The sequence below is a fragment of the Petrimonas mucosa genome (assembly GCF_900095795.1).
Taxonomy (GTDB): domain Bacteria; phylum Bacteroidota; class Bacteroidia; order Bacteroidales; family Dysgonomonadaceae; genus Petrimonas; species Petrimonas mucosa.
In genome coordinates, this window is the sequence record NZ_LT608328.1 from 2,507,543 (window position 1) to 2,531,980 (window position 24,438).

Here is a 24,438-nt window from a genome sequence, read left to right on the forward strand (position 1 = left end):
GATCAATCACAATAAATATGAAAGAACGGGCTGCATTGCTGCAACCCGTTCTTTTTGTATTTTGTATTCAAGTAGATTTGTGCAACCTTACTCCAGATGATTTAACGATTCAAGATGATCATCTTTTTGTGCATTGCGACACCATCGTGGGCAAAACCTAGCTCACCGTTACCAGCTGCAGAAGCAGATTCAACAATGGCATCGGCTGAATATCGGTGTAGGCTATCCCGTGTAGTGTAGGTCAACCCGGCTCTCGGGGATCGGACTGACTAACGGGAACATGCTATGGGAAAGTCCTTTGGAGTTGACCAGCAACTGGAACGATACCTGAATGCTGGCCGATTTTATCCTGCCGATAACTACCGATGTAGGCGTTCATGCCATGGAACTGCCCATAGGAAAACAGTGGAATAGATCCGCAACGTCCAGGTGGTGGACGATCTGCTCTTTCTGGTTTTTAAAGAGAAGATTGTAACCTACTCTCTTGCCGATGGAAGCCTGAGGATATTGTTGTCAGCAACAGCCCAAGAAGTATCTTGATGCAGATTCCGCCAAATAGCGGGTAACTTTTTGACGGGGAATCTGCTCTACTATTTCAAAAACAATCTCTTTTGGGAATTGGATCTCTCCCCATACGTTCAATAAAAAGTTGGGGAAAATGGTTCGGGTTTCGGTAATTTTTTTTAATTTTGCAACCCGAAAGATTGCCACAATAGCTCAGTTGGTAGAGTAACGCATTCGTAACGCGTCGGTCGCGAGTTCGAATCTCGCTTGTGGCTCTCGAAGAAATGCCTTTGGTGCGATGCACCGGAGGCTTTTTCAGTTTTAGGGACAGATCTCCCGGATAAAACGGTCTTCCGCCTGGTGCACCCACTCTCTAAAACACTCATCGGGACGATAATTCGGTATAAAGTTGAGCAGTTTGTTGAGCTTGAACTTGGAGCTGCTGATACCTGCTCCGGAGAGACTGGCATCATAAGCGTTAAACTCCTGTTCTACATGGACGGGAATCATCAGGATCGGTTTTCTGTAATAGAGCGCCTCGCAGATCGATTCGAATCCCGAAGTGGTGGCATATGCCATACAGCCCGCCATGCTTTTCAGGAAGAGATCGTCGTTGATCCTGTATAACATCAGGTTCTCATCAATCACCGTCACATCATCGGCATCCTTCTTGTCCCAAAAGAAACGGAGCGGTACCTGGGGATTCTTGGTATGCCAGTCGAGCACCTCCTCATAGTAACCGGTATTGATCATATAGCCGTGGATATAATTCCCTTCGGCGGGTTCATAGCTAAATACCTCCGGTCTGAGTAGCGGCGGCACCACCACCAGGTTCTTCTCTTCACACCCGGGCATTTCGCGGAGCGAGAGTGCCAGGATCTTGGAAGAGCACTGGCAGGTGACCCGCGTGATCATCCGGAGAAAATAGTACTTGATATCCTGTTCGCTGGTGGTCCTGAGGTTGGGGTTGAGCAGCATGTACTGGTGTGCGATGCTGATCAGCTTCACATTCAGTTTCTTGTCGAACCGGTAGGTCCTGAAGGCCAGTCCGGTAATCATCTCGTAGAAATTGACCACTACATCGGGACGATATTCCAGAATCTTCGATTTGACAAAGAGTATGCTCCTTCTGAAGATAAACGACTGCAGAAAGTTTCCGATGACACTCAACACCAGGTTCGGTCGCTTCTGCTTGTATAGCGCAGTGAAATTGGGACTTCTGAAATCAAAAACGGGAGCTTCGATCTTTTCGAGATAAAACCGGGGAATCTGCCGTGAGTCGTCTTTCCCCACCAGCACGGCTACCACTTCATGTCCATGCTTTCTCAACATGGACGCCAATGCAAGCGATTGCGTAAAGTGTCCCCTACCCTCGCCTTGTACAGTAAATAGGAATCTCACAGTTGTTACTTCTTGATTTGGCGCAAAGGTATAAAATTATTGCCATATCGGGACCATAAGCGGCGGCCGATTTACCGGTCGAATGTCAATGCCTTCCCAAATGCCGATTCAATCACACTACCGTTGTCATATACCAGGTTTCCGTTGACAAAGGTCTTCTCTACAGTGTGCCGGAATGTATCTCCTTCGAATGGCGACCAGCCACACTTGTAGAGGATATTCTCCTTCTCTACGGTATAAGGTTTATCGGGGTTCACCAGTACCAGATCGGCAAAATAGCCCTCCCGGACATATCCACGCTCCATTACCTGAAATAGGTCGGCCGGTGCATGTGACATCTTTTCAACCACAAACTCCTTCGTGAATACTCCCTGAGAGGCCAACTCCAGCATGGCCTGAAGCGAATGCTGTACCAACGGGCCACCGGATGCAGCCTTCAGGCATCCGCCACTCTTCTCGCTCAACAGATGTGGAGCATGATCGGTGGCGACAACATCAAGCTTTCCCGATCTCAGGGCGGCACGCAACGCATCACGGTCGGTCTCTCCCTTCACCGCAGGATTCCACTTTATCCGTGCACCCAACCGCGCATAATCGGCGTCGGTAAACCAGAGGTGGTGTACACACACCTCTGCCGTTATCTTCTTTCCTGCCAAAGGGGAGTTGCTGAACAGGGTCATTTCACGGGCGGTGGAGAGATGCAGCACATGCAAACGGGAACCATATTTGTCGGCAAGTTCAACCGCCTCGCCCGAGGAGCGGTAACAGGCCTCCTCGCTGCGAATGGCCGGATGGTACTCAACTGGAATATCTTCTCCAAATTTTTTCCTAAAACTATCCATATTGTCACGGATAATCTCCTCCTTCTCGCAGTGTGTGGCGATAAGCGTATCGACTTCGGCAAATATCCGCTGCAGTGTCTTGTGGTTATCCACCAACATGTTCCCGGTAGAGGCCCCCATAAATACCTTTACGCCGCAGACATTTTTTTTGTCGACTCTTATTAGCTCCCTGATATTGTCGTTTGTAGCACCCAGGTAGAACGAGAAATTTGCAACAGAGCGCTGGCTGGCCAGATCGAACTTTTCATGCAGGGCGTCAATCGTTGTGGTCTGTGGCTGGGTATTGGGCATCTCCATGTATGAGGTTACTCCCCCCGCTACGGCCGCCCGGCTCTCAGAATGGATATCTCCCTTGTGTGTAAGTCCCGGATCGCGGAAATGAACCTGGTCATCGATGACGCCGGGAATCAGATATAGCCCCCTGGCATCGATAATCTCGTCGCACTGCTGAAGAATGCTTTCGGGAACCCCGTTCTCAAACAGTTTCGAGATCCGCTCACCCTCAATGAGCACCGATCCGGTAAAAGACCGGCCTTCGTTGATAATAAGTGCCTGATGAATGAGTATCATTGTTGTCTCGGTTTGATTTTTCCAGTAATCTTTCTCCACCGCAGGTTCATGACGCCAAAAAAGGCCTCACCAAAGATGCTGCTGTTCATTTTGGATACTCCCAACTGTCGGTTGACAAATATGACCGATACCTCCTTTATCTTGAATCCCAATGTACAAGTCGTATATTTCATCTCGATCTGGAAAGCATACCCCTTGAACCTGATTTCGTCAAGATTGATAGTTTCCAGCACCTTCCGCCTGTAGCATACAAATCCGGCAGTGGTATCCTTGATGGCGACTCCCGTTATCAACTGAACATACTTCGAGGCGAAATAGGACATGAGCACACGTCCAATGGGCCAGTTCACCACGTTTACTCCGGTGCAGTAGCGCGAGCCTATCGACATGTCGAATCCCTCATCGTGACATGCGGCATAGAGTCTGGGCAGGTCGTCGGGATTGTGGGAAAAATCGGCATCCATCTCGAAAATATAGTCGTATGTACGGCGAAGGGCCCATTTGAAGCCGTGAATATAGGCTGTCCCGAGACCCAATTTCCCGGTTCGCTCCTCAATGAAAAGCCGGTCGGAAAATTCCGTTTCGGCCAGCCGGTGCACAATGGCTGCAGTTCCATCGGGTGACCCGTCGTCGATGACAAGTATATCAAATGGTTTTGATAAACCGAAAACAGCCCGGATTATGTTCTCGATATTCTCTTTCTCGTTGTAGGTTGGTATAATTACAAGACTGTCGGACATGAAATTAAAATTTATATCAAAAGTATACATTTTATCGCAGAAAAAAAAGAGGCAAAAAAATTTGTTTTGTATAAAAAAATGGCGTATCTTTGCACCCACTTAATGAAAACAGATCGCGGAGTGGAGCAGTTGGTAGCTCGTTGGGCTCATAACCCAAAGGTCATAGGTTCGAGTCCTATCTCCGCAACCAAAAGGTAGCCGTCTCAAATTTGAGACGGCTTTTTTATTTGTCTCCCTGGTTGTGGGAGTGGAGAGTAACTTTCACATGGAGCGAAGAAATGAGGGGAAATGGCTATGAATAACTTTTTTTTTATACATTTGCAGTGTGAAAATCAAAACAAGGGAGAATGAAAAAGTTATTCTTTTTTATTATCATTCTGTTTACAATAACGTTAAATGGCTATACCTTTGCACAGCAAACAGGAAATGCGACCTATTATGCCGACAAATTCCACGGTCGCAAAACATCCAGTGGCGTGCCCTATCACAGAGACAGCATGACCTGCGCACACAGGACCTATCCTTTCGGAACCATCCTGGAAGTACTTAACCCCGAAAACGGGAAGAAGGTTTTGGTAGAGGTAACCGATCGCGGCCCCTTTTCACGCAACAAGATCATCGACCTGTCGTACGCCGCCGCAAAGCAGCTCGACATTCTCCATAAGGGTGTCAACACGGTAGAGCTTCGCGAATGGGTCTGGGATATGTCGAGATTCATGCCGTTTGTTTTTGATTTCAGGAGTATATCGATAAATGTTCCACCTCCTACCGGCAAATGCTTGAAGATAGAGAAACAAAAAGTGCTGAAGTAACCCTCCGCACTTTTTGTTTATTTCTCTTGCCAAACTCACCTCTTCTCGTTGGAGAATGAGTATGGAAAATCGGATGACTTCGTTCCCCTTGTCGTATTGGGTTTGTCGGACATGCGAAGATTGATGCGGGCACCATCCATCAAATCCTGATGCCGCAGATAGTTTCGGGTATAGTTCTTTCCGTTCAGTCTGAACTCCTCGATATAGCGGGTCGACTTACTGTTTCCGGGCGCATTTATCTGCATGCTTTTCCCGTTTTCAAGGTGTACGGTCATCTTCTCAAACAGCGGCGAGCCGAGGATATATTCATCGCTTCCGGGGCAGACAGGATAAAAGCCCATGGCCGAGAAGACAAACCAGGCCGATGTCTGTCCATTGTCCTCATCCCCGCAATAACCGTCGGGTGCCGAAGTGTAGAGCTTATCCATCACCTCACGGGCCCAGTATTGCGTCTTCCAGGGTTCGCCGGCGTAGTTGTAGAGATATACCATATGTTGAATGGGCTGGTTTCCATGAGCATACTGTCCCATGTTCATGATCTGCATCTCCCGGATCTCATGTATTGGAAAACCGTAATAGCTGTCGTCGAAAACCGGCGGCATCTTGAATACCGAATCGAGCATGTTTACAAACACCCGTTTCCCCCCCATCAGGTCAATCAGCCCCTGCGGGTCGTGGAAAACCGACCAGGTGTAGTGCCAGCTGTTGCCCTCGGTAAAGGCGTCACCCCATTTGGTGGGACTGAAGGGCGACTGGAACGTGCCATCCTTGTTCTTTCCCCTCATCAGGTTGTACTCGGGTGAGAAGAGATTTCTGTAGTTCTGGCTCCGTTTTGCAAAGAGGTCGATCTCTTCCTTGGGACGGTTCAACGCTTTGGCCAGACGATATATGGTCCAGTCGGCATAGGCATACTCCAAGGTTCGCGCCGCATTCTCATTGATCTTTACATCGTAAGGGACATAACCGAGGGTATTGTAATATTCGTGACCTAGCCTACCGGTAGAAGAGACTTCGGGATGAACGTTCTTCGTTCCGTGAATCATTGCCTCATAGAGCGTCTCGATATCGTAACCCCGTAATCCTTTCAGGTAAGCGTCAGCCACGATCGAAGCCGAGTTGTTTCCGATCATGCACCCCCGGTGTCCGGGGCTGGCCCATTCGGGCAGAAAGCCGCTCTCCTTGTAGGTGTTGACCAGCCCCTCCTGTATCTCCCGGTTTACCGACGGATAGATCAGGTTGAGCAGCGGAAAGAGGGAGCGGAAGGTATCCCAGAAGCCTGTATCGGTATACATGTATCCGGGAAGCACCTGACCGTTGTAGGGACTATAGTGAACCACTTTCCCCTGGGCATCGATCTCGTAGAACTTGCGGGGAAAGAGTGTGGAACGGTAGAGGGTGGAATAGAAGGTCCGTTTATTGTCGATATTGCTGTCCTCGATCTCGATCCTGCCCAGCACATCGTTCCATGCTTGGCGTCCTTCTTCCACAACCGATTCGAAACTTTTCGATTCCACCTCTTTCAAGTTTTGCCATGCCTGGTCGTAACTGATAAATGATGATGCAACACGTGCAACAATCTGTTCACCGCGCTTTGTCTGGAACTTGACAATCGCTCCGGAATGATTGCTGTGCGATTGATCCGCTTTTCCTTTCAATACGGCGCCATCCCTTACGTCGAAAGATGTCTGGAACGGCTTATCGAAAACAATTACGAAGTAGTTTTTGAAATTTTCGGGAACCCCGCCGCTATTTCGGGTAGTATAGCCGATAACTGCATTCTTTTCTGGAATAATCTCCACCGAAGATCCTTTATCGAAAGCATCGATAATCAGGTTTGCATCCGCGGTTTCAGGGTAGGTGAAACGGAAAATGGCCGCACGTTCAGTGGGTGTGATTTCGGTGGTCACATCATGATCGGCCAGATAGACGCTGTAGTAGTAGGGCCTGGCAATCTCAGCCTTGTGCGAAAACCAGCTGGCACGCTCATCTTCGGCAAAAACTGTCTTGCCGACAACCGGCATGATCGAGAACTGTCCGTAATCGTTTATCCAGGGACTCGGCTGATGCGTTTGCTTGAATCCTCGAATCTTGTCGGCATCGTAACGGTAGACCCAGCCATCACCCATCTTTCCGGTCTGTGGTGTCCAGAAATTCATTCCCCAGGGGCGGGCGATGGCAGGATAGGTGTTGCCATTGGAAAGTTCAAACTTGGACTGGGTTCCAACCAGGATACTTACATAATCAACCGGCTCGGACCTGTCCTGAGCGACTGCTAGACAAACACTCAATAACAGGAAGAAAAACAGTGATTTGATTTTCATCATTCTCTCTTTTTTAGGTTAGCAGATTAATAAATCCATCTTATTCTCTTTCTCCAACTTGAGGATCAATTCACCAAATAGCGTGTTTACCCACGCAAACCACGATCGTGTAAATTTGGCGGGATTGTTCTTGTGAAAAGATTCATGCATAAATCCGGTGTCGGCATCGGTATCTCGCAGCATCCGGATACAATGCCGGATTTCATCGTCACTACGGCTTGTCATCGCCCTCAGGATAATACTCATGGGCCAGATCATATCGTAACCTACATGCGGTCCCCCTATCCCCTCGCCAGCCGTTCCGCTGAAGAAATAGGGATTGTCCTTGCTCAGGACATAGTTTCGGGTGTTGCGGTAGATTGCATCATCGGCAGAAGCTCCACACAGGTAAGGGATAGCCAGCAAACTGGGAACATTGGCATCGTCCATCAGGTAATAATTCCCAAATCCATCCACCTCAAAAGCGTAGATCTCCCCATGATTGGGATGATGAGTAACTGCATATTTTCTGATCGCTGCCTCCACTTCATCGGCGAGCGACTTGCACTCCTGGGCAAATCGGGTATCAGCGGTTACCAGACCGGAGATCTCCTCCAACTGTCTCAGTGAGGTTACGGCAAACATATTGGATGGGATAAGGAACCCGAATGTCGTGGCATCATCCGAAGGACGGAACGAAGATACGATCAGTCCTACGGGGTTCACCGGATTTCCCATCCCACCGTTGTTGAGGGTATCCAGTTGACGGTCCGTAACGCGCAGAAAACTGTATGGCCCGTGATTCTCTTTTCGCTGTTGCTCCTTGAAGGTTTTCAGCACGGAAACCATGGCCTTCTGCCAATCGCCGTCGAAAACTGAGCGGTCGTTGGTCAGCTTCCAGTAGTGATACGCCAGCCGAATAGGATAGCAGAGCGAGTCGATCTCCCATTTGCGTTCATGTACCTCCGGTTTCATATCGGTCTTATCCGTTATCCATTCACCTTTGGGATTGGGCTCCGGGTAAAAGGCATTCGCATAGGGGTCGATCAGGATGCATTGTGTCTGACGACGGATAACACCGGCAATCATCTGCCTGAGCCGGTCATCATCCTTCATCAGTGGAAGGTATGGCCAGACCTGTGCAGAGGAGTCACGAAGCCACATGGCATCGATATCACCTGTAATCACAAAGGTATCCGGCATCCCATCTCTCACCGAGAAGTTGACGGTAGTGTCCAACGTATTGGGAAAACAGTTTTCGAACATCCAGGCCAGTTTCTCATCCTTGATCTTCGGTTTAACCCTTGCTATGGTAGCCTCCACTGCCTTGGAAACAAATTTCCTTTCGGAGACAGGTGGTCGTTTCGACACATATTTTGCCGACCGGACCGTTCTGTCATTTCTCTCCACTGCCCACGAGGGAGTTACAGCCATTGCCGTGAACCCAAGGGCACTCTTCTTTATAAATTCTCTTCTTGATGTCATCTCTATATTTTAATTGGTTGTTACAATATCGGCTATCTCCGCAAACAGTTCAATCATGCATGCATTATCGAGCAACCATTTATGGCGTTGATCCGAACGTCTATTCCACTCTTTTCCAAGCAGATTATTCTCATCTAAGGAATGGGCCCATGCGAAATGGGCATTATCAATCATCAACTGGACATACCGCTTCTCCCCATCCTCAAGGTAAAGCGCCTTCAATCCCCTGAAAAGTATCACGTTAAACCAAGGAGAATCTGGGTAGAAGAGCTGATCACCTTTTACGGTGGGCTCCATTGTTGTAAAGTGACGGTAAACTCCCGATGCTGTCTTCCGGGCATCTTCCAGATAGGTGCTGTTGCCGGTTATCCGGTAGAGCAGCACTCCCGCCTCAATCATCTCCCCACTGTTGTAGGTATACTTCCGCTTATCGGTCTTCCCGTCAAGTGAAACATTATCCCAGTAAACATGGTCGGAAGGATCGAGCAGGTTCTTTTTTGTCCAACGGTAGGTCTCCACTGCACGTAACAGGAACTCCTCCTTACCGGTCAAGCTGTACAACCTGGCGCAAAGTACTGCCGACGGTGCATTGGAACATGTATTCTTGCTTCCTCTGTTTTGCTCGCACCAGTAGATTCCACCACCGAGGTTATCGTCCCATCCGCTGTATACAAACTCATATATCTCCAGCGCCTTGTCGAGATATTTCCTGTTTTGGGTGGCACCATATAGCGTACAGAAGTCGAGAGCCAGCCATACATTATCGTCATAGAAGCGGTCACTATGTCCCGCAAATAGGGGATAGGACTGATACCCTACGGGTTGTCTCGTTGTATCGCGGTACTTCTCCAACCCGGGCAGCAGTCGCTCTTCCAGCAGATCGAGGTATCTCTTCTCCTGCGTATTGGCATAGAGTGCAACCACTCCGGAGAGGAGGCCCGAATAGGGCCAAAGGAAGGAGACCTCCTGATGCTGTCTCTGCACGCTTCCTTCCGCCAGATAATTCACTTTATGGTCGGGATTTACCGGATAGGTTTCCGATAACAGTCCATGTTCGGGCACATCATAAAGGTGCAATATATTGTCGAGGATATTGCCGGCTATCTCCATTTCATTTCCTATCCCCAAAACACGCCCTCCTTGGGGAGAGGCATGGGTTGTGAAGAGTAACAGGGTAGATAAGACAAGGAGAGAGAGCGGCGTACTTTTGCCAACCATCAGATATTGAATTTGAAATAAAGTTGTTGGAAACAGTTACTAAAAATCGATAGGGAGTTTCTTGCGAAAAGCCTCTTTAAAACACATCAGCGTTTCGGTTCTGGCCAGTCCCAACGGTTGAAGCTGATTGTGAATAATGCGGAGCAGGTCCTTGTTGTTCTTTGCAAAAACCTTGATCAACAGGTCGTACTGACCAGTGGTATAATAGCACTCCACCACTTCGGGAATCTTCTCCAGCTCTTTCACTACACCATCGAAGGAGGAGGGAGAGACCAGAAATAATCCTACATAAGCACAAGTTTCGTAACCGATCTTCTCCGAATCGAGAATAAATTCCGACCCTTTGATAACGCCCAGGTTGATCAGTTTCTGTACACGTTGGTGAATAGCTGCTCCGGAAACGCCACACTCGCGGGCAACTTCAAGGAAAGGGGTTCGCGCATTGTTTACAATCAGTTTCAGGATCTTTGCATCCAGCTCGTCTAAATCGTGATAAGCCATTGGTTTACTTTTAATTTATTATAAAAAGGGATATTTTTTGGTTCTATATGATATTGTATGGGTAAATTAAAATTGAATTAACTTTGTGGAATGAATTCAATAGCACTTTTCACTTTAGCATTAGGTTTGGAAAAACCGTGGATCATTACCAAAATAGATATTGATCCAAGCATATCACAGTTGGATATCCACATAGACTTTGAGCGAGGCTCAAAGTTTTTAATGCCCGACGGAGCTTATTATACAGCTTATGACAGTAGCGATCATACATGGCAACATCTGAATTTTTTCCAGTATCGCTGCTATTTGCATGCGCGCATACCCCGGGTAAAACAATCTGACGGCAAGACGGAGGTTCAAAGTGTACCTTGGGCACGAAAAGGAAGTGGTTTCACTTTATTGTTTGAAGCGTTCTCTATGTTGCTGATAGAGAAAGAAATGCCTGTAAGCAGCGTTGCTTCCACGTTAAAGGTTTACGCACAACGTATCTGGGGAATTTTCAATTATTGGGTAGAACGTGCACATAAAAAAGATATCCCTGAAAACTTAACTCAAATCGGTTTTGATGAAACTTCACAGAAGAAGGGGCATAACTACATCACACATTTGGTCGATTTGAACGAACGGCGTGTACTTTACGCCTGTCAGGGCAAAGGTTCTGATTGTATCGAAGAGAGCGTAAAGTATTTAGAAAGCAAACATGTAGATACCACTCAAATCGAAGATGTTTGTATAGATATGTCACCCTCTTTTATCGCGGGTTGCACAGCGTATCTTCCAGAGAGTCAAATAACATTTGATAAGTTTCACGTGGTAAAAGAGGTCAATAAGGCGATGGATGAACTCCGTAAATTAGAACGAACAGGAAATGAGCTGCTGAAAGGACATAAGTATACTTTTCTGAAAAAGAAATTGAGCGACAAACTACAAACAGAGAAGGATATACTACTCGAGATGTATCCAAAGCTAGGGCAGGGATATTGGCTTAAAGAAATGTTTGAGGACTTTTGGCAGATAAAGGACACGGAAGAAGCAGAAAGCTATTTGGCCTTTTGGTGTGACTTTGCCATGGAATCTAAAATACAACCTTTTATCCGATTGGTAAATACCATTAAAGCCCACTGGAGAGGCATTGTGAGATATATAAAGAGTAAAATCTCAAATGGCATACTCGAAGGAATAAACTCAAAAATTCAATTGGCTAAAAAAAGAGCAAGGGGTTATAGAAACTCCCGGAATTTTATTAACATGATTTACTTTACCTGTGGCAAACTCAAATTTGACTACCCACAGTATTTCATATAGAACCTATTTTTTCTACAAATATATAAAAAAACAGCATTCTGTTAGCAATAAACGTACAAATTATTACTATTTAAGGGTGTCAATAACAATAAATGCGAATAGCGACGAGCTGGTCAGCAGCGCCTTGTCGTCAATGAGAAAGGTGGAGGAGTGGAGCTTCCCGCAGAGACCGTTTGCCGGGGCCACACCGAACCGGTAGAAGCAACAGGGAAACCGTTGCGAGAAAAAGCCGAAATCTTCTGCGGTCATGCGGACCGGATATGTTGCAACGGCGGCTTCACCCAAAAAGTCGACAGCCTGCAGACGAACCTTTTCCGTGATGTCGGGATGGCTCACCGTACACGGGTAACCTCCAGGTATGACAACCTCGGAGGTGCATCCGTAAGCGGCGGCAACCGAATCGATAATTTGCGGAATGGCACCGAGCATCCGTCGACGCTCGTTTTCGTCCATGCATCTGAGCGAACCGGCAAGTATGACCTCCGAGGGGATAACGTTGGTTGCGCCGTCGGCAATGAACTTTCCGAAGGAGAGTGTCATCGGCTGGAAAGGATCCCTGCGCCGGCTCACCACCTGCTGCAGGGCAATAATGACATTCGACGCCGCCAGCACGGTGTCGTTCAGTTCGTGCGGCAACGCACCATGCCCTCCCTGCCCTTTTATCCTGATGTGAACCTCATCGGCCGAAGCCATCACGGTTCCGGTCTGGAAGGCAACCATGCCTGCAGGCAGATCCACATAGGCGTGTTGCTTCACCACGAGGTCGGGTTTAAAGTCACAAAACAGGCCATCATCCAGCATCAGTGATGCTCCGCCTGGCGACCGCTCCTCTCCGGGTTGAAACACAAAGAGTGCAGTGCCGGAGAACTCGCCGCGCAGCCGGTGTACCATCTTGACTGTTCCCATCAGCGATGCGGTGTGGGAGTCGTGACCGCAGGCATGCATTACCCCTTCGGTAAGCGACCGGTATGGCACATCGTTTCTCTCATGCACCGGCAGTGCGTCCATATCGGCAACCAGGGCGATGCAGCCTCCGCCGTCTCCTGATTTTTCACCGGTAACCCAGGCCAGAATCCCGTTCCCGCCGATATGACTCCGGTAGGGAATCTTTTCGGCATCGAGGAACTCCATTATATATCTTGCCGTATTCTCTTCGTGGAACGAGAGCTCGGGGTGTTGGTGCAGATAACGGTAGTGACGGACGATCTCGGGGAAGAGACCATCGACAAGCTGACGGATGTTCTGATGGATATTCACTAAACTACGATAATTTATGGATCACGAGTCCCGACCTCAATTTCGGTTCGAACCAGGTGGTTTTGGGTGGCATGATGTTTCCGGAGTCGGCAATATCCATCAACTGTTTCATTGAGACAGGATAGAGTGCAATGGCCAGGGCCATCTCTCCACTATCGACCCGCCTTTTCAATTCTCCCAGACCACGGATACCACCCACAAAATCGATCCGCTTATCGGAACGTAGATCCTTGATTCCCAAGATATCATCTAGAATCAGTTGCGAGGTGACCGTCACATCCAGCGCCCCGATGGGATCGTTGTCGTTGTACGTTCCCGGTTTTGCTGTTACACTGAACGAACGGCCGTCGAGGTAGATGGAGAGGTTGTGCAGATGACGGGGTTTAGGTATTTCGGTTCCGGCAGGCTCGACAACAAAATTCTTCTCCAGCTTACGGAGAAACTCGTCGGGCGACAATCCGTTTAGATCCTTCACCACCCGGTTGTAGTCGATAATGGTCAGTTGATTGTCGGGAAAACATACCGCCATGAAGTAGTTGTACTCCTCATCACCCCGGTGATCGGGGTTGTTCCGCGCCTTCTCGGCACCCACCAGCGCTGCGGCGGCAGAGCGGTGGTGACCGTCTGCAATATAGAGGTAGGGAATCGTGGCAAAGATCCCGGTAATCCGGTTGATCTCCTCATCCCCGCCGATCAGCCAGAAATGGTGTCCCACCCCATCCGCCGAAACAAAATCGTACTCCGGCTCCTGAAGGATGATACGGGAAACGATGGCGTCAATCTCCGGATTGTAGGGATAGGCAAAGAAAACCGGCTCGATGTTGGCATCGGTCACACGAACATGCTTCATCCGGTCCTCCTCCTTATCTCGTCGCGTAAGTTCATGTTTTTTGATCCGGCCGTTGATGTAGTCTTCGACGCTTGCTCCCACTACCAGACCGTATTGTGTTTTGCCATTCATGGTCTGCGCGTAGAGGTAATAGATCTCCTTATCGTCCTGAACCAACCAGCCCTTTTCCTGAAACAGCCTGAAGTTTTCGGCTGCTTTCTCATAAACGTCTGCGTCGTGTTCATCTTTTCCGGCAGGAAACTCAATCTCCGGCTTGATGATGCGGTAGAGCGACTTCTCGTTTCCTTCGGCTTCCAGGCGAGCTTCATCGGAGTTCAGCACATCGTACGGACGAGATGCAACCTCCTTTACGAACTGTTTGGGTGGGCGAACCCCCTTGAACGGTTTTATTATTGCCATAATTCAATGAATGAAATTTCGTTTACAGTGCAAAAGTAAAGTTTTTTTACCTACAATGCCATCCGACACGCGGTTAATTTCGAATAAAAGTGGCTATATTTGCGCAGTCAAATCCAACACATTTCCAACATGATTCAAATTCAAGAACAAGCTATCATCGAAGCTGCCGGCAAAGGCATGGATGCTTTCCTTAACCTGTTCACCGATGCCTATCTGGCGGCACTGGACGGCAATGTCACTGCTGAAAACATGGAAAAACTGAACGGTTATCAGCATACACTTCTTGCTTTCCGGTTCTTTACGGATGAAGTGCGTGAAGGTGGGTTTGTGCAGTTGATCCAGAATGGATACGGGGGGTATGTTTTTGATAATCCCACTGCAAAGGCCTTGAAACTGATGGGGGCCAAAAGGCTGTCGAAAATCCTGTACAAGGCCAAGGAGATCTACGACGGGCACCGGAGCGAACTGGAACGCGACACCACCGAAGAGGAATTCATGGCGATGTACGAACAGTTTGAACAGTTCGACGAACTGGAGGAGAAATATATGGAGATCGAGGAAGAAGAGACTTCCATCATCGCCTCATATGTGGATGAGCATATAGAGGATTTTGCCCAGGTTGTAAAGTAATCGGCCCCTGTTTCAAGGCTCTCCACACGTGGCGTTTTTCTCCTCCTCCAGCAACTTTGCAGCTTCACACACCTCGTTGTACCACTCCTCGCCAAACCGGCGGATCAGCGGTTCACGAAGGAATTCATAGATTTTCACCCCTTCACTTCTGCCCAGTTTGACTGCTGGCTTGCATATCGACCAGCGGTTGTAGTTCAAGGCGGTATATTCACCGAGCTTCTGCAGGCGGATGGGATATAGGTGACACGAAACCGGCTTCTGTACCCGAATGCGCCCTTCCCGCCAAGCTCTCTCGATGGAGCATTTGCATGTTCCGTCCGCATCGAAATAGGTAAAGACGCACTCCCTGCCGTTAATGATGGAGGTCACCAGCTCACCGTCGTAGTCGGTATAGGCAATTCCCTGCTCCTCGATAAGGGCTTTGGCCGCAGGCGACAAATCGTCCCAGATCTCCGGCAGTATCGATTGTATCTGTTCAAATTCCTTCCGTTCGAGCGGCGCACCGGAATCACCCTCTACACAACAGGCTCCCTTGCATTTGGTTAGGTTGCAAATAAAATGCTCTTCGAAAATATCGTCCGATAATATAGTGTCTCTAATCTGAATCATGCTTTTGGTCATCTATAAGTCTCTTGAAGCGTAAAAAAATGAAATATGTCAGCACCCCACTTGCAATCATCACCGGAATAGCTCCCCACGTCAGGGGCTTCTTCTCCAGTTGTTCCAGGAAATTGTTCTCTCCACAGAAAAAGGTGATGACGACAACAGAGGCATTGTTAACAAAGTGATAGAGCATGGGCAACCACAGGTTACCCGAATAGAGGAAGAGGTACCCCAAAACCGCCCCCATCAGCAACCGGGGAAAAAAACCGAAAAACTGCAGGTGAATGGCACTGAAAATAAAAGCTGTAACCCATACCGCCAAGTGACCCTTTCTGAACCACCTCTCGAGCAGTTGTTGCAGGGCTCCCCTGAAAAAGATCTCCTCTACAAACGCGGCGGTGGCGGCGACGAGAAACAGGTTCATCAGCAGGTCGATCCAGCTCTCTCCCGACAGAAAAAGGTCGGTAAGCTGCCTGAGGGCATCCTCCATCTGGCGCATCCAGTTCTCCACCCCCCTTAACGCATCGGGAAGCACCATCTGTTCGTTCCAACGGGCTACAACTGCGATGCCGGGATATGAAACCGCAAAAACCAACAATGTGACAAGAAGGGCCAGCGGCAGTTTCCCCGTCCGCTTCAACCCCATCCTCTTCATCGGAGTGCCTCCAATCCACCGGTAGAGAGTATATGCCGGAAGGAACATCACAAGGAGATCCTGAAGAAGAATGGTTAGCCGGTAATACCAGATGGTTCCGGTAAATGCAGGGTATGACATACCGATCATATGGAGGAGCGCTCCCGCCAGAAACGAACCCATCAGGGAGAACAGAAGCAGATAGGCAACCTTTGTCCGCTGCGCACTATGCTCGAGCATTTTTGACATCATTCTAGTTTTCTGGCTGCAAAGATAGTTAAAATTGGGTGAATGCGATGGAGTTATTTTACATTGTTTAAATAATTAACCCTCAAATATTTTTTGCAGTTACCAATATAAAACGTATTTTTGCATCCAATTTCTAAAATTGGTTTTTCTATTTAAACCAATTGATTTTCAAATCGCAACAAACTTTATTAAGCGTAAAACAAACAGTTCAAATGAAGGTAACACTCAACAAAACAGACAATGTAAACGGCATCATAGCCATAGAATTGGAAAAAAACGATTATCAGGAAAACGTTGACAAGTCGCTGAACCAATTCCGTCAAAGAGCCAACATTCCGGGTTTCCGTCCAGGGAGAGTTCCCAAGGGAATCATTCAAAAGATGTACGGGAAATCGATCCTTGCCGACGAGATCAACAAACTGGTAAGCAACGAACTATACAACTATATCAAAGATAACGGACTGAATATTCTGGGTGAGCCGCTGCCAAACGAAGAGGAACAGAAAACGATCGATTTCGACAAGGATGAAAACTTCGAATTCAAGTTCGATATTGCTTTGGCTCCTGAATTTGAACTCCCGCTCAACAAAAGGGACTCGCTGACCTACTACAACGTCAAGGTTGAAGATGATCTGCTCGACAAGCAGATCGATGCCTACAAGCAAAACTACGGCACATACAAGCAGGTAGAGAGCGAGGTGGCCGACACCGACCTGATCAAGGGAAAAATTACTGAAATCGATAACGGTGAACCCAAGGAGAACCTGATCGAGGTTGAAAACGGGATGATCATGCCTTCATACATTAAGGACGAAGAGATCAGGAAGCAGTTTGTAGGTGCCAAGGTTGGCGACACAATCGTTTTCAGCCCCGCGAAAGCCTACGATAACAACGCCGTTGAGATAGCTTCACTGTTGCAGATATCCGAAGAGGATGTGGCCCACGTCAACTCCGACTTCTCCTTCGAGATTCGTGAAGTAACCCGATACGAAGAGGCTACGATGAATCAGGAACTGTTTGACAAGGTGTTGGGTGAAGGGGTGGTTTCAACTGAAGAGGAGTTCAGGACAAAGATCGCCGAACTGTTGAGCAGCCAGTTCAAGCCGGCAGCCGATAGCCTCTTTATGAAAGCCGCACGTGAGCTGGTCCTGAAAAAGATGAAGGGCGTTGAATTTCCCGATGCCTTTTTGAAACGTTGGTTGCTGGTCGCCAACGAGAAAAACAGCCCCGAGACAATCGAGGAGGATTATCCGAAGATCTGCGACGACCTGAAGTTCCACCTGTCGAAGGAAAAGATTGTAAAAGATCAGCAGATCAAGGTCGAGAAGGAGGAGATGGAAGCCTTTGCAGCTGAAGTGGCCCGTTCACAATTTGCACAATACGGGATGAGCAATGTTCCCGCCGATGTACTGGAGAACTATGTAAAGCGGATGCTTGAGGACCAGAACACGGTGAGAAACATGTACGACCAGCTGATCGAGAACAAGGTAATGGAGTGGCTCAAGCAGACCGTAAAGGTAAACGAGAAGGAGATCCTGTCTAAAGATTTTGAGAAACTCTTTTCAGAAGAGAAGGAAGAAAAATAAATTCTTCAGTTGAAACAGGGAGTTTATCTCCAAAAATAGATATCTTTGTTTCTGTAACAATGCTGCAGCAAACGGTAAAGCCGGCTGCGGCATTTCCCATCGGATGTAAACCGTTGATAAAAACCAGAAGAGTATGCAAAACGATTTCAGAAAATATGCCGTCAAACATTTAGGTATGAGCAGTGCCCGACTTGACGGCTATGCAAAAGTTATAAGCGCCAGCGGCGGATATATCTCACCGACCATTATCGAGGAACGTCAGCTGAATGTCGCACAGATGGATGTATTCTCGCGCCTGATGATGGACCGGATCATTTTTCTGGGGACCCAGATCGATGATTATACGGCCAATGTCATCCAGGCACAACTACTCTATCTAGACTCTGCCGACCAGGGAAAAGATATCTCCATCTATATCAACTCTCCCGGTGGTTCGGTCTACGCCGGGTACGGGATCTACGACACCATGCAGTTCATCTCCAGCGATGTAACTACCATCTGTACCGGGATGGCAGCATCGATGGCAGCAGTTCTGCTTGTTGCAGGAACACCCAAGAAGCGCTTCGCCCTGACCCATTCACGCGTCATGATCCACCAACCGTTGGGCGGTGTACAGGGACAGGCATCTGACATCGAGATTACCGCGCGTGAGATTGCCAAGGTAAAACAGGAGTTGAACACCATCATTTCAAAACATACCGGAAAGTCCATCGAAGAGGTATCGCGCGACTCCGACAGGGATTTCTGGATGAGTGCCTCAGAAGCAAAGGAGTATGGCATGATCGACGAGGTCTTGATAAAAAAGTAAACGGAAAACCGACTACGGCCAAACGTCAACCATTGAATAGCTAATAGTCAATTATATTCTTAAGAAGAATGGCAAAAAAAGCAAACAGCAGCAATCATTGCAGTTTCTGCGGAAGAAGTGAGAACGATGTAAACTTGCTGATTTCGGGAATATCGGGTTATATTTGTGACATGTGCTCGGAACAGGCACACGAGATCGTGAACGAGACGTTCAAGAGCAACGGAAAATCTGCTCTAGACATTTCACTCAACTCATTACCCAAACCCAAACAGATCAAGGAGTTTCTCGACCAGTACGTGATCGGTCAGGACAATGCCAAACGGTTTCTCTCTGTCTCCGTTTACAACCATTACAAGCGAATCCTGCAAAAGACCATGAAGGATGATGTGGAGATCGAAAAATCCAACATCATCATGGTCGGTGCCACCGGCACGGGAAAGACTTTGCTGGCAAGAACGATTGCCAAGTTGCTGCGTGTTCCTTTTACCATTGTGGACGCTACCGTACTTACCGAGGCCGGATATGTGGGTGAAGATATCGAGAGCATCCTTACCCGGTTGCTGCAGGTTGCCGATTATGACGTTGCAGCTGCGGAACGGGGGATCGTCTTTATCGATGAGATCGACAAGATTGCAAGAAAAGGCGACAACCCGTCAATTACCCGTGACGTTAGCGGGGAGGGTGTTCAACAAGGTTTGCTGAAACTGCTCGAAGGGTCGGTAGTCAACGTACCCCCGCAGGGTGGAAGAAAACACCCGGAGCAACGCATGATTGCGGTAAATACCAAGAATATCCTCTTTATTTGCGGGGGAGCATTCGATGGGATCGAGAAGAAGATTGCCAGCCGGCTGAATACCCGCGTGGTGGGTTATGCAGCCAGCGGAAGGAATAGCGACATCGACCGCAACAACCTGCTCAAGTATGTCACCCCGATGGACCTGAAGGCATTCGGTCTAATTCCCGAAATCATCGGCCGGTTACCGATACTGACCTACCTGGATCCACTCGACAGGGATGCCCTGTTAAGAATCCTTACCGAACCCAAGAACTCCATCATCAAGCAGTACGAAAAACTCTTCCAGATGGATGGTGTTACACTCACAATTGAGAAGGAGGTTTACGAGTACATTGTAGACAAGGCCATCGAGTTCAAACTCGGTGCACGCGGATTACGCTCCATTGTGGAGGCGATAATGATAGATGCGATGTTCAATTTGCCATCCGAGGAGAAGAAAAAACTGCACGTGACGCTTGAATATGCAGTGAAGCATTTTGAAAAATCGGATTTCCGTCACCTGAGAGTAGCCTGATTCTCACAACTTTCCTAATATCTTCCTTCCGGGTTCCAGGAAGGGGTTTTATAGTTTCTGTTTGTCCCGTAAAGATTGACAGCAGTATTTGTCTGTTTGGTTATTATTCCTGAATTTAGTGCTTATTTTTGAATTGGATTTGTTTTTAAATATAAAATACTTTCTTACATTTGCATTATTCCATTGGTACGATTAGTACGAGAATGTTTTAAGTTTGTGGCGTAATTTGCTCTTATGGAAAAACAAAAAACTCTGCACGAAGAACTAAAGAGATATTTCGGATTCGACACTTTTAAGGGAAATCAAAAAGCCATTATCGAAAGTGTCTTGTCTGAAAAGGATACTTTTGTACTGATGCCTACCGGTGGGGGAAAATCGCTCTGTTACCAGTTACCGGCACTGCTTTCCAAGGGCACTGCGATCATCATTTCGCCACTTATCGCCCTGATGAAAAATCAGGTTGACGCCATGCGTAATTTCAGTGAGGACGATGGCATTGCCCATTTTCTGAACTCCTCACTCAACAAACAGGAAATTGAGAAGGTTAAACAGGATATTGTTTCGGGAAAAACCAAACTGCTCTACGTTGCTCCCGAATCACTTACCAAGATGGAGAACATCGATTTTCTCCGAAATGTACCCATCTCGTTTTATGCCGTGGATGAAGCACACTGCATATCGGAATGGGGACACGACTTTCGTCCCGAGTACCGTAGAATTAGACCGATCATCAATGAAATCGGCCCCAGGCCGATAATCGCGCTGACGGCAACGGCCACTCCGAAAGTGCAACACGATATTCAGAAAACATTGGGGATGCTCGACGCGGAGGTATTCAAGTCGTCGTTCAACCGCCCCAACCTATATTACGAAGTAAGAAGGAAGAGCGACAATGTGGACAAGGAGATCATCAAGTATATCCTGTCCCAGGGCAACAAATCGGGCATTGTCTACTGCCTGAGCCGTAAAAAAGTGGACGACTTTACGCTGATATTGCAAGCCAACGACATCCGTGCCCTCCCCTATCATGCCGGCATGGATGCAGCTACCCGGAGCGCCAACCAGGATGCCTTCCTGATGGAGCAGGCCAACGTAATTGTCGCTACCATTGCATTCGGCATGGGTATTGATAAACCCGACGTGCGATATGTAATCCATTACGACATACCTAAAAGTCTCGAGGGCTACTATCAGGAGACAGGCCGTTCGGGACGTGACGGAGGCGAGGGTAAATGCATCGCTTTCTACTCCAGTAAGGATCTGCAGAAGCTTGAGCGGTTCATGCAGGGTAAACCGGTGTCTGAACAGGAGATCGGAAAGCAGTTGCTGCTGGAAACAGCCGCTTATGCCGAAACATCGGTATGTCGCAGGAAAATGCTCCTACATTACTTCGGCGAAGAGTATAACGAAGCCAATTGTGGAAATTGTGATAATTGTTTAAATCCAAAAGTTAAAGTGGAAGCTAAAGAGTTACTTGTCACCGTTTTAGAGGCTATTTCTGTGCTGAAGGAAAAGCATAAGGCCGATTATCTGATCAACTTTTTACTGGGTAAGGAGACGTCCGAGATAGAGACATTCGGACACAACGAGCTTGAGGAGTTCGGATCAGGATCGGATGAAGAGGAAAGTACTTGGGAAACGGTTATCCGTCAGGCACTGCTTGACAATTACTTAAAGAAAGACATTGAAAATTACGGAATTCTGAAAATCACAAAGAAAGGAAAGGAATTCCTGAAAAAACCTGTTTCATTTAAAATCACAAAAGAAGACGAGGAAGATGAACCCGATATCGAAGAACTCGAATCAGAAGAGGGCTTAATCTCATCGGGTGGAGGAAACTCCGGCGCCGCAGATCCCGCTCTGTACGCAATGATGAAAGATTTGCGGAAGAAAATTTCAAAAAAACTCAACGTGCCGCCGTATGTCATATTCCAGCCAGTCTCATTGGAAGCTATGGCAACCTCCTATCCAATCACGCTGGAAGAACTTCAAAATATACCGGGCGTTGGAGCCGGCAAAGCAAAACGATACGGTCAGGAGTTTATCGAACTCATCAAGAAACATGTGGAGGAGAATGAGATTATCCGTCCCGAAGATCTGCGGGTAAAGACTGTAGCCAACAAATCAAAGCTCAAGGTATCGATTGTACAGGCGATCGACAGGAAGGTTGCCCTCGACGATCTGGCCGAATCCAAGGGTATCGATTTCAACGAAATGCTTTCGGAAGTGGAAGCAATTGTCTACTCGGGTACAAAAATAAATATCAACTATTTCCTCGAAGAGGTGATGGACGCCGACACAATCAACGAGATTTACGACTATTTCCGTGAAGCTGAAACCGATAACCTGGAGAAAGCGATGGACGAGCTTCCCGATTACTCCGAGACCGAGATCAGGTTGGTCCGTATCAAGTTCTTCTCGGAAATGGCGAATTAACACTAACCGGTGAACTATCAATCTCGATTCTTCGTTTATCAAAAACGAGGAAAAAAAAACAGGAATGACATATTTACAAGACATAAATAGTCCTGCAGATCTGAAGAAGCTCGACATTGAACAACTGAAGCAGGTTTGTAAAGACTTAAGGGAGTTCATCATTGAGCAACTTTCGCACAATCCGGGACATTTTGCATCGAGTCTGGGCACCGTTGAACTGACGGTCGCTCTCCATTACCTATACAACACCCCCTACGACAAGCTGGTATGGGATGTCGGTCATCAGGCTTACGGTCATAAGATCCTCACGGGACGTCGGGATCTTTTTCATACGAACCGGAAACTGGGAGGTCTCTCAGGATTTACCAATCCGAAGGAGAGCGAATACGACACCTTTGTGGCGGGACACGCATCCACCTCTATCTCGGCAGCTTTGGGAATGGCTGTGGCCGCCTCGCTCAACGGCGAGGAGAACCGCCGTGTTGTTGCAATCATCGGCGACGGAGCCATGACCGGGGGAATGGCATACGAAGGACTGAACAATGTTTGTTCCCAACCGAATAACCTGTTGATCATCCTCAACAACAACGACATGTCGATCGACAGCAACGTGGGAGGAATCCAGGATTATCTGGTCAAGATGACCACGTCGGCCAAGTACAACAAGATGAGGAGCAAGGTTTACCAGTCTTTCAAGAGCAAGAACCTCATCTCGGAAGAGAAGAAAAATATAGTTCTGCGATTCAACAACAGTGTGAAATCGCTTATCACCCAACAGCAGAACCTGTTTGAAGGGTTTAATATCCGCTACTTCGGTCCCGTTGACGGGCACGACCTGCCCGGGCTAATCCGTGTATTGCGCAATATCATGGACATGAAGGGGCCCAAGTTGCTTCATATCAAGACCGTCAAGGGAAAAGGGTTCAAGCCGGCAGAGAAGGCTGCCACCATCTGGCACGCTCCAGGCCTGTTCGACAAGGAGACGGGCGAGCGGATCGTAAAAAAAAGGATCGACCAGCCTCAGCTCTACCAGGATGTTTTCGGACACACGTTGGTTGAACTTGCTGAAAAGGACCGAAAAATAGTCGGGATCACGCCAGCCATGCCCACCGGCTGTTCCATGACCTACATGATGCAGAAGTTCCCTGACAGGGCATTTGATGTCGGTATCGCCGAAGCACATGCAGTTACCTTCTCGGCAGGACTGGCCAAAGAGGGGTTCATCCCTTTCTGCAACATCTACTCCTCTTTCATGCAACGTGCATATGACCAGGTCATACACGATGTGGCACTGCAGAAATTGAAAGTCATCATGTGTCTCGACAGGGCCGGTCTGGTAGGCGAAGATGGACCAACTCACCACGGGGTATTCGACCTTGCATACCTCCGCCCCATTCCCAACCTGGTGATCTCGGCGCCATACAATGAACATGATCTGCGCAACCTGATGTATACTGCAGCTTATGGTAACGAGGGCCCATTTGTGATCAGGTACCCTCGTGGTCAGGGCGAGAAGGTAGATTGGAGAAACCAGCCACAGCTCATCCCTATCGGGAAAGGGAAAAGGCTTAAAAGCGGGAGCGACATGGCCCTGCTCTCGATCGGAACAATCGGCAACAGTGCCGCGAAAGCCATCGCACGGGCAGAAGAGATGGGCATCAGTGTGGCGCACTACGACATGCTCTTCCTGAAACCGATAGATGAGGAGCTGCTGCACGAGGTCGCAAAAAATTTCAAACATATCATCACACTGGAAAACGGAGTCATAAAAGGTGGTATGGGAAGCGCCGTGGTTGAGTTTCTGGCAGACAACGGCTATATCGATAACCGGGTTTTCAGAATCGGCATAGAGGATCAGTTTGTCACCCATGGAACAATTGCAGAACTGCAGCGGATAACCGGAATTGACGCGGAGAGCATTCTTCGGAAGATCAAGGAGGTATACGAACTGACAAAAGCTGAAGCAAGGGAAGTTCAGATGCAATAGTAATTACCCGT

The 24,438-nt window shown here is 48.0% G+C and carries 20 protein-coding genes and 2 tRNA genes; 11 read left to right on the plus strand and 11 right to left on the minus strand.

Annotated elements, in window-relative coordinates:
* Window positions 1-17: 17 nt before the first annotated feature.
* Both ING2E5A_RS15355 and ING2E5A_RS10070 read left to right on the plus strand, forming a co-directional pair.
* Window positions 18-161, plus strand: coding sequence for a hypothetical protein (locus tag ING2E5A_RS15355; protein ID WP_154670075.1), 144 nt, complete (start codon window positions 18-20; stop codon window positions 159-161).
* Window positions 162-706: 545 nt separating this feature from the next.
* A tRNA-Thr gene (locus tag ING2E5A_RS10070) sits at window positions 707-779 on the plus strand.
* Between the two features lie 46 nt (window positions 780-825).
* Here the strand turns inward: ING2E5A_RS10070 and ING2E5A_RS10075 are convergent.
* The 3 genes from ING2E5A_RS10075 to ING2E5A_RS10085 all read right to left on the minus strand — a co-directional run bounded on the left by ING2E5A_RS10075 (window position 826) and on the right by ING2E5A_RS10085 (window position 4,057).
* On the minus strand, window positions 826-1,905 hold the full coding sequence (locus ING2E5A_RS10075) for a glycosyltransferase family protein (RefSeq protein WP_071137295.1): 1,080 nt from the start codon (window positions 1,903-1,905) through the stop codon (window positions 826-828).
* 71 nt (window positions 1,906-1,976) lie between these two features.
* Window positions 1,977-3,317, minus strand: a complete 1,341-nt coding sequence (locus ING2E5A_RS10080; protein ID WP_071138313.1) for a dihydroorotase — start codon at window positions 3,315-3,317, stop codon at window positions 1,977-1,979.
* Window positions 3,314-4,057: a polyprenol monophosphomannose synthase gene (locus tag ING2E5A_RS10085; protein WP_071138312.1), complete on the minus strand. Its 744-nt coding sequence runs from the start codon at window positions 4,055-4,057 to the stop codon at window positions 3,314-3,316. Before ING2E5A_RS10085 ends, ING2E5A_RS10080 begins: the two co-directional genes overlap by 4 nt.
* A gap of 114 nt (window positions 4,058-4,171) precedes the next feature.
* On the opposite strand from ING2E5A_RS10085, the gene ING2E5A_RS10090 reads away from it, so the two are divergent.
* Together ING2E5A_RS10090 and ING2E5A_RS10095 are read left to right on the plus strand one after the other, a co-directional pair.
* Window positions 4,172-4,247: transfer RNA gene (locus ING2E5A_RS10090), tRNA-Met, on the plus strand.
* 157 nt (window positions 4,248-4,404) lie between these two features.
* Window positions 4,405-4,869 carry a septal ring lytic transglycosylase RlpA family protein gene (locus ING2E5A_RS10095; protein ID WP_071137296.1) on the plus strand — a complete coding sequence of 155 codons (465 nt, stop codon included), beginning with the start codon at window positions 4,405-4,407 and terminating at the stop codon, window positions 4,867-4,869.
* 35 nt (window positions 4,870-4,904) lie between these two features.
* Here ING2E5A_RS10095 and ING2E5A_RS10100 read toward each other — a convergent pair whose 3' ends face one another.
* The 4 genes from ING2E5A_RS10100 to ING2E5A_RS10115 are packed head-to-tail and all read right to left on the minus strand — an operon-like array spanning window position 4,905 to window position 10,373.
* On the minus strand, window positions 4,905-7,190 hold the full coding sequence (locus ING2E5A_RS10100) for a GH92 family glycosyl hydrolase (RefSeq protein WP_092031432.1): 2,286 nt from the start codon (window positions 7,188-7,190) through the stop codon (window positions 4,905-4,907).
* Window positions 7,191-7,208: 18 nt separating this feature from the next.
* Window positions 7,209-8,603, minus strand: coding sequence for a glycoside hydrolase family 125 protein (locus ING2E5A_RS10105; RefSeq protein WP_231960474.1), 1,395 nt, complete (start codon window positions 8,601-8,603; stop codon window positions 7,209-7,211).
* Window positions 8,604-8,663: 60 nt separating this feature from the next.
* Complete coding sequence (locus tag ING2E5A_RS10110; protein WP_071137299.1) at window positions 8,664-9,872, minus strand: glycoside hydrolase family 76 protein; 1,209 nt, start codon at window positions 9,870-9,872, stop codon at window positions 8,664-8,666.
* A 39-nt stretch (window positions 9,873-9,911) separates the two neighbouring features.
* Window positions 9,912-10,373 (minus strand): Lrp/AsnC family transcriptional regulator, encoded by a 462-nt coding sequence (locus tag ING2E5A_RS10115; RefSeq protein WP_071137300.1) that lies wholly within the window; start codon window positions 10,371-10,373, stop codon window positions 9,912-9,914.
* A gap of 90 nt (window positions 10,374-10,463) precedes the next feature.
* On the opposite strand from ING2E5A_RS10115, the gene ING2E5A_RS10120 reads away from it, so the two are divergent.
* Window positions 10,464-11,678, plus strand: a complete 1,215-nt coding sequence (locus ING2E5A_RS10120; RefSeq protein WP_071135804.1) for an ISL3 family transposase — start codon at window positions 10,464-10,466, stop codon at window positions 11,676-11,678.
* A 66-nt stretch (window positions 11,679-11,744) separates the two neighbouring features.
* Here ING2E5A_RS10120 and ING2E5A_RS10125 read toward each other — a convergent pair whose 3' ends face one another.
* Together ING2E5A_RS10125 and ING2E5A_RS10130 are read right to left on the minus strand one after the other, a co-directional pair.
* A complete protein-coding gene (locus ING2E5A_RS10125) occupies window positions 11,745-12,935 on the minus strand; it encodes a M20 metallopeptidase family protein (RefSeq protein WP_071137301.1) in 1,191 nt (396 codons plus the stop codon).
* 4 nt (window positions 12,936-12,939) lie between these two features.
* Window positions 12,940-14,184 (minus strand): DUF1015 domain-containing protein, encoded by a 1,245-nt coding sequence (locus ING2E5A_RS10130; protein ID WP_071137302.1) that lies wholly within the window; start codon window positions 14,182-14,184, stop codon window positions 12,940-12,942.
* A 129-nt stretch (window positions 14,185-14,313) separates the two neighbouring features.
* Between ING2E5A_RS10130 and ING2E5A_RS10135 the strand changes: the two genes are divergently transcribed.
* Complete coding sequence (locus ING2E5A_RS10135) at window positions 14,314-14,814, plus strand: DMP19 family protein (protein WP_071137303.1); 501 nt, start codon at window positions 14,314-14,316, stop codon at window positions 14,812-14,814.
* A gap of 12 nt (window positions 14,815-14,826) precedes the next feature.
* Here the strand turns inward: ING2E5A_RS10135 and ING2E5A_RS10140 are convergent, their stop codons facing one another.
* Window positions 14,827-15,423 carry a DUF3109 family protein gene (locus tag ING2E5A_RS10140; protein ID WP_071138314.1) on the minus strand — a complete coding sequence of 199 codons (597 nt, stop codon included), beginning with the start codon at window positions 15,421-15,423 and terminating at the stop codon, window positions 14,827-14,829.
* Window positions 15,410-16,291, minus strand: a complete 882-nt coding sequence (locus tag ING2E5A_RS10145; protein ID WP_161941989.1) for a CPBP family intramembrane glutamic endopeptidase — start codon at window positions 16,289-16,291, stop codon at window positions 15,410-15,412. The genes ING2E5A_RS10140 and ING2E5A_RS10145 overlap by 14 nt, the downstream gene beginning before the upstream one ends.
* A gap of 221 nt (window positions 16,292-16,512) precedes the next feature.
* On the opposite strand from ING2E5A_RS10145, the gene tig reads away from it, so the two are divergent.
* The 5 genes from tig to dxs all read left to right on the plus strand — a co-directional run bounded on the left by tig (window position 16,513) and on the right by dxs (window position 24,427).
* On the plus strand, window positions 16,513-17,886 hold the full coding sequence (gene tig, locus ING2E5A_RS10150; protein WP_071137305.1) for a trigger factor: 1,374 nt from the start codon (window positions 16,513-16,515) through the stop codon (window positions 17,884-17,886).
* 133 nt (window positions 17,887-18,019) lie between these two features.
* Window positions 18,020-18,694: an ATP-dependent Clp endopeptidase proteolytic subunit ClpP gene (clpP, locus tag ING2E5A_RS10155; protein WP_071137306.1), complete on the plus strand. Its 675-nt coding sequence runs from the start codon at window positions 18,020-18,022 to the stop codon at window positions 18,692-18,694.
* Between the two features lie 68 nt (window positions 18,695-18,762).
* The gene (gene clpX, locus ING2E5A_RS10160) at window positions 18,763-20,004 is read left to right on the plus strand and encodes an ATP-dependent Clp protease ATP-binding subunit ClpX (protein WP_071137307.1); all 1,242 of its coding nucleotides are present in this window, start codon (window positions 18,763-18,765) and stop codon (window positions 20,002-20,004) included.
* A gap of 234 nt (window positions 20,005-20,238) precedes the next feature.
* Window positions 20,239-22,440 (plus strand): DNA helicase RecQ, encoded by a 2,202-nt coding sequence (gene recQ / locus ING2E5A_RS10165; protein ID WP_071137308.1) that lies wholly within the window; start codon window positions 20,239-20,241, stop codon window positions 22,438-22,440.
* A gap of 64 nt (window positions 22,441-22,504) precedes the next feature.
* Window positions 22,505-24,427: a 1-deoxy-D-xylulose-5-phosphate synthase gene (dxs, locus tag ING2E5A_RS10170; RefSeq protein WP_071137309.1), complete on the plus strand. Its 1,923-nt coding sequence runs from the start codon at window positions 22,505-22,507 to the stop codon at window positions 24,425-24,427.
* The last annotated feature ends 11 nt before the right edge of the window (window positions 24,428-24,438 follow it).